The organism is Anoxybacillus ayderensis (assembly GCF_000833605.1).
In the GTDB taxonomy this organism is placed as follows: domain Bacteria; phylum Bacillota; class Bacilli; order Bacillales; family Anoxybacillaceae; genus Anoxybacillus; species Anoxybacillus ayderensis.
Genome location: NZ_JXTG01000040.1, coordinates 1 through 5,179 on the forward strand (window position 1 = coordinate 1; position 5,179 = coordinate 5,179).

Consider the following 5,179-nt stretch of genomic DNA (forward strand, 5'->3'; position numbering starts at 1 on the left):
TTTGTTTCTGCCCAGCTGTCACAAATTCAATTCTATCTTCAACGTCGCAATCGTCATTTGGCGAAACAAGAAGACGCGGTGATCATTGCCATTCATCTTTTAGGAAAGTTGCTTGGCTTCTCTTCCGAGCGTGCATGGCATCGCTTTGTTACTGGGAACCTGTTCACTGATAGACATTTTCTCGAACGTTCTCGATACAATCGCCGTTGCCGAGCGCTGCGCCTTGCGATCAAGTGGATTCGTCATGAACTAGCGAAACGTGGTCAACACCATGCCTATGCGGTAGTAGATAGCATGCCAATCGAGTTGTGCCATGCCGCAAGAATGTACCGTGTCAAACGATTCCAAGGGATCGCGGACATCGGACTTTGTGCGTCGAAAAAGCAGTGGTACTATGGGTTTAAGTTTCATCTTCAAGTGACAGACCAAGGACTACCTATGGGATACGTGGTAACGGAGGCGTCCTGTCACGATCGAACCGCAGCTGAAACCGTCATGACTCAAATTCCTCATCGCTATAATTTGGGCGACAAAGGATTCATCAGCAGCGAATTGCAAAAAAAGTTGTATGAAGAGTACCAAATCGCTTTTTGGACTCCATCTCGCAAAAATCAGAAACACCGCCCATCTGAATCATGGGAGAAATGGCTCAAACAAAAACGTAAAGTTATAGAAACAGTGTTCTCCGTCCTCGTTGACCAGTATCGTATTACAGAAATTCGTGCTAATTCGATTTCAGGGTTTGAAGTGGCACTAGATGGCATATTGTTGGTGTATTCGCTTGTAACACTCGGGCTAGTTGAGCGCTAGCGCTCAACTAGCACCACGGGTTCAGTAGGAGTATAACTGTATTCGCTCCTTCGCATCAGTTTTATCCATTGTTGTCGTGATCAGCGAACGAGTTGCCATACCATCGCGATCACCGTCTGAATGATCGTCTTGATACGACGACGTTTCAATTTGTGATGTAATGGATGTCTCTGACCGCTTAATAGATCTTGTCCGATCAGGTGAAGAAGGTTGTACACGAAGTCTCCCATCACCAACACGGGCGCATTCGTTCTCATCTTCCCAGATGGAAGCAACTCTAAATCTAAGTCGCTCTTGAGTTCACTATGAAACTGTTCGCATGTCGCATGATCATGATACAACGTGAGCACATCGCTCATTCGAACATGCTCGTATCCTTTGAGCCGCACCCAATAGCTTCCCTTTCGTCCAACAAGATGATAAGGTGACCTGTCGTTGAATCAATAGACGCATGAGACTCCTCCAAAAGAATCGTTTCGGTCATCGGAAGACAAGCGAGCTGATCAAGTCGCTGTCTCAACGCTGGGGATGCCGAATGCCCATAGATGTCGAAAACATACCGTCCTGACGATATGCTTCAATATGATCAACGTCCGTTTTTCTGCGACAAGCAAACCGATCATCAAGCGAATGACGTCGCTATGGGAAATGTGCACTTCTCGACGAATGGTGAGAAGTGAAGTGCATTTACTTGTTTATTCAGTTTCGTTTGAGGGAGTAAGTAGCCAACAAGGACACCCCCCGCACTTGGGGTAATGGCTTCATCTGTCAACACAAACCGAATCAGGAAATTTTTTATCGCATGTTCACCTACTTAATGAAAAGTCGTTCATCTCGTTTTCCCTTATCGTATCAACGGTTTGCGACTATTGTAAAAATGTTTTGTCACGGGTTCAGTATCTCACAATAAACATTCCTCTCATCCCCCGTTCATTCATCATCACGGATTCTTTCAACAAAAACATGCAAATTCCTGCAAGAACATAAAAAAATAGAGAGCCAATCAACTTAAATGTGCTTTCTTATTCCTGTCTACTTGACAGAGGTTACTTCATCCAGTACATGTGATACTCTTCGACATATAAAAAAATAGCTCCCATTGGGAGTTAGTTTGGTAAACGTGTTTTTAAATTTAAAATTTCTTTTTCATGTTCGATCATTTTATCAAACATGACGTCGGATCTACGTTGCAAATAAGCAACCGTCACATCCATTGATTTTTTTATGCCTGTCAAGTCATTTAGCAATAATGCCTGGTTGTTTTTTGATATGCGCAACTCTTCGAGAATCTTCTCCCCTGTCCGTTCCATATTTCCAAGTGACTGCTTCATTCCGCTCATCTCATGCTCTAATTTTTGCTGACCTGCTTGCAGTTGCGCTACGTCTTGTTGCAACGCTTGCTGATCTACTCGTAACTCTGCCACATCTTGCTGAACTTGAGCGACACCCGCTTCTAATACTTTCTGACCACGCTGTAACTCTTGTTGGGTTTGTTCAACACGCTCCAACTGCTTACGAATCGGCTGCAGTTCTTCCTTTAACACCGAGCGAAGCAAATCTTTCAGTTCTTGATTCATTTGCATCCCTCCTTCGCTATTTCTTTCATTATTTTCGATTGCAGTGCACAGGCACGCGGTTCTCGGGGCGGGACTGGCACTTACCCAAGTATGTTGTTTAGCTTCTTATCAAAAGTATATACTTGGTATCCCTTCACTTTATTATAGGCGTATAAAAGAGTATCGACAAAGTCCAACCTTCTTTTTCCAAACAAAATGAGTGCTTCTTCTAGTATTTCGATATCATCGACGTTGATATTATCATATTTACACAGTTCTAAAAGAGTGTCACATATCTCGTTGTTTTTTACTTTGTACACTTTTTCAAGAACATAAACGACTTCAACTACTACCTCATTCGGCAATAATACCTTGTTATTTTCGATAATCGTTGCGGCTTTCGCTGACAAATCATCATGATCATTAAGCAAATATCTTAGGATAATGTTTGTATCAATGATTTTCATATTTATCCACCACGGCTTTAGACCAGGCCTCGCTTTCTTGAGCTCGCAAAACCTCATTTTTATATTTTGACAACGCCCCCCTCAAGCTTCTTTTTTCTACTTGTTCTGCCTCTTCTTTGTCTGTATAAGGAAGAACAATGACTTCTACTTTCCTGTTTCTTAATTTCTCAGGTATATCTATAAATTTTTCTAAATCATTGCTATTCTTTATGACTCGCACGAAATCCATGCCTTTCGCTCCTTTCAACGAAAATGGAACTTCTTAAACATATTATACCATTTAACTGTACACGATAACACGAAAAATTCATTTTGACATATTATATGTTTCACCAATGTTTGATTGACGGATTCACTTCCTACTACATATAGGATCGCTTCCAACAACAGCGGATTCTTCAGCTTCTTGATGTGCTCGGAGGAATAAACACATCGACCTTCTCATAGTCAAATTACGCTTCATCCCCAACATCCTCCTGTCTGACTTCCACACCAAATTCACGTTTCATTTTCGCAATAAACCATTCCAACATAATTTCCCCCTCACACGTACCCTTTTTCTTTCAACGACACGAATCGCTCACCGCTAACGACGACATGATCTAACAGCTCAATCCCGACAATTCTCCCTGCCTCGACAAGCCTTCTCGTCACTTCAATGTCCTCCCTTGACGGTGTCGGGTCGGTCGGCGGATGATTGTGCGCCACCAACACCGACGCCGCATTTGCCAAAATCGCTGACTTAAACACCTCAGGCTTGCATTCAAACTCCCCACATATCAGAATTGCCGTCGGCTGATTTTTCGTGTCCAAACAAACGACGACAAACACCTCCCGATCCGCACACTTCAACAGCTGATACCCATCCTCTGGAGACTGAACACGCCGCTCCCTGTACAACACACTCCCTTCCCGAATGAGCTTCAAGCTTACAATGTTCACACGCTTTGCTGGTTGCATTCGACTCCCTCCTAAAACAAAAATCGCCCCATTCCTTGAAGGGAATGAAGGCATTCAAAAGTATAATATATGTTTCAAATCATGTTTAATGCGAAAAAAAAGAAACAGAGAGCCATTCAATGACTCTCTGTCTCTATAAAACTTCGACAATCTTCGGGGCGTGACAGGCACCACAATTTTAGCTAACACCTTCGCCATTTCGGCACGCGTCACATGGCTTGTCGGATCAAAGTTTCCACTATCTCGTCCTTGCATGATGCCTGCTTGGTATACTGCTTCAATCGCCTGTTTTGCCCATGTTGGCAATTGTTTTGCATCGCGGAAATCTGTCACTTTTTTCGTTTTGTCGCTTGTTGCCTCATCATAGCCAACAAACGACAGTTTCAATGCCCGTTCGATCATGACAGCTGCTTGTGCGCGAGTGATTGGCTCATTCGGCGCAAACATATAAGCTGTTTTTCCTTGAATGATTCCGAACTTGACTGCCGCTGCTAATTCACCGTTCTTGTTAAACCACTCCGTTCCCTTCACATCAGCAAAGCGACCGTCATACGTTTCGCTCGGCAATCCTAGCGCACGTGCAAGCAACACTGCAAATTGCGCGCGCGTCATCCGATCATTTGGTCGATATGTTTTGTCCGTCATCCCTTTGACAAGCTGTTTCGCCGCGAGTGTTTCAATATAACCTTTCGCCCAATGTGGTTGGATGTCACTAAATGTATGTGTTCCTTCCACAACAACATACGTCGAGTTCGTCAACGATTTAATGACTGCTTTGTTGCCAACAAACGTTGTCGGTACTGGGGTAAGTGAACCGTCATCGTTCACGCGCACTGCAATGGCACGACTAGCGTTGACCGATTGCTTTAACGCGATTTCGCGTTCGACATATTGAGTAAACCGGTCGATGACGCGTTCTTGTCCATTTGCTTTCGCCACGACATGAAACTCTACCGCATCAGACAACGGTTTCACACGTAGTGACGGCGCATCGTTCACTTTCATTTCAATCGAGATGCTTACTTGTTCTACCGCTGCACCAAGTGACTGGGCAATCGTCGCAAGAGACGCCTGCACTTCTTTGACTGGCAATTTGTACGTCGCTTGTTCACTGGCGCTCACAATCGTTGCTTCTGCTTGTTTATTTGCCGCTTGTGTAAATAATGTAGCTGGCACATCTACTTTTGTGGCTACACCTTTTGGAAGCGAGCCGAGGGAGACGACGACTTGTTTATTTTCATTCGACAGCTCCTTGACAATCGCTTCAACTTCATTTGTTGAAATAGTTGCCACTTTTTCTACTACTTTGCCGTCTTTTTCTTTCGTCTCTACTTTCGGCTGTAAAACAACCGTACCATTTTCACCCTTCACTGGTGTTGTGCCACT

General features: G+C 43.9%; 6 protein-coding genes and 1 pseudogene. 1 reads left to right on the forward strand and 6 read right to left on the reverse strand.

All coding sequences use genetic code 11. The annotated features are described in order from the left end of the window. Positions 1-810: IS982 family transposase (locus JV16_RS14640; RefSeq protein ID WP_052481277.1), on the forward strand; the 810-nt coding region annotated here is incomplete at its 5' end. A gap of 83 nt (positions 811-893) precedes the next feature. On the opposite strand, the pseudogene JV16_RS14645 reads toward JV16_RS14640, so the two are convergent. The 6 genes and pseudogenes from JV16_RS14645 to JV16_RS14670 all read right to left on the reverse strand — a co-directional run. Beyond that, positions 894-1,609: pseudogene (locus tag JV16_RS14645) on the reverse strand (IS1380 family transposase); the annotation flags it as partial. Positions 1,610-1,916: 307 nt separating this feature from the next. Beyond that, the gene (locus JV16_RS14650; RefSeq protein ID WP_042536448.1) at positions 1,917-2,387 is read right to left on the reverse strand and encodes a hypothetical protein; all 471 of its coding nucleotides are present in this window, start codon (positions 2,385-2,387) and stop codon (positions 1,917-1,919) included. A gap of 80 nt (positions 2,388-2,467) precedes the next feature. Further along, entirely contained in the window at positions 2,468-2,833 is a 366-nt protein-coding gene (locus JV16_RS14655) for a PIN domain-containing protein (protein ID WP_021096055.1), read from the reverse strand. After that, positions 2,820-3,062 carry a hypothetical protein gene (locus JV16_RS14660; protein WP_021096054.1) on the reverse strand — a complete coding sequence of 81 codons (243 nt, stop codon included), beginning with the start codon at positions 3,060-3,062 and terminating at the stop codon, positions 2,820-2,822. Before JV16_RS14660 ends, JV16_RS14655 begins: the two co-directional genes overlap by 14 nt. Before the next feature lie 314 nt (positions 3,063-3,376). Beyond that, a complete protein-coding gene (locus tag JV16_RS14665; RefSeq protein WP_021096053.1) occupies positions 3,377-3,793 on the reverse strand; it encodes a JAB domain-containing protein in 417 nt (138 codons plus the stop codon). 54 nt (positions 3,794-3,847) lie between these two features. After that, positions 3,848-5,179 (reverse strand): S-layer homology domain-containing protein (locus JV16_RS14670; RefSeq protein ID WP_244463848.1); only part of this gene is annotated, 1,332 nt, incomplete at its 5' end.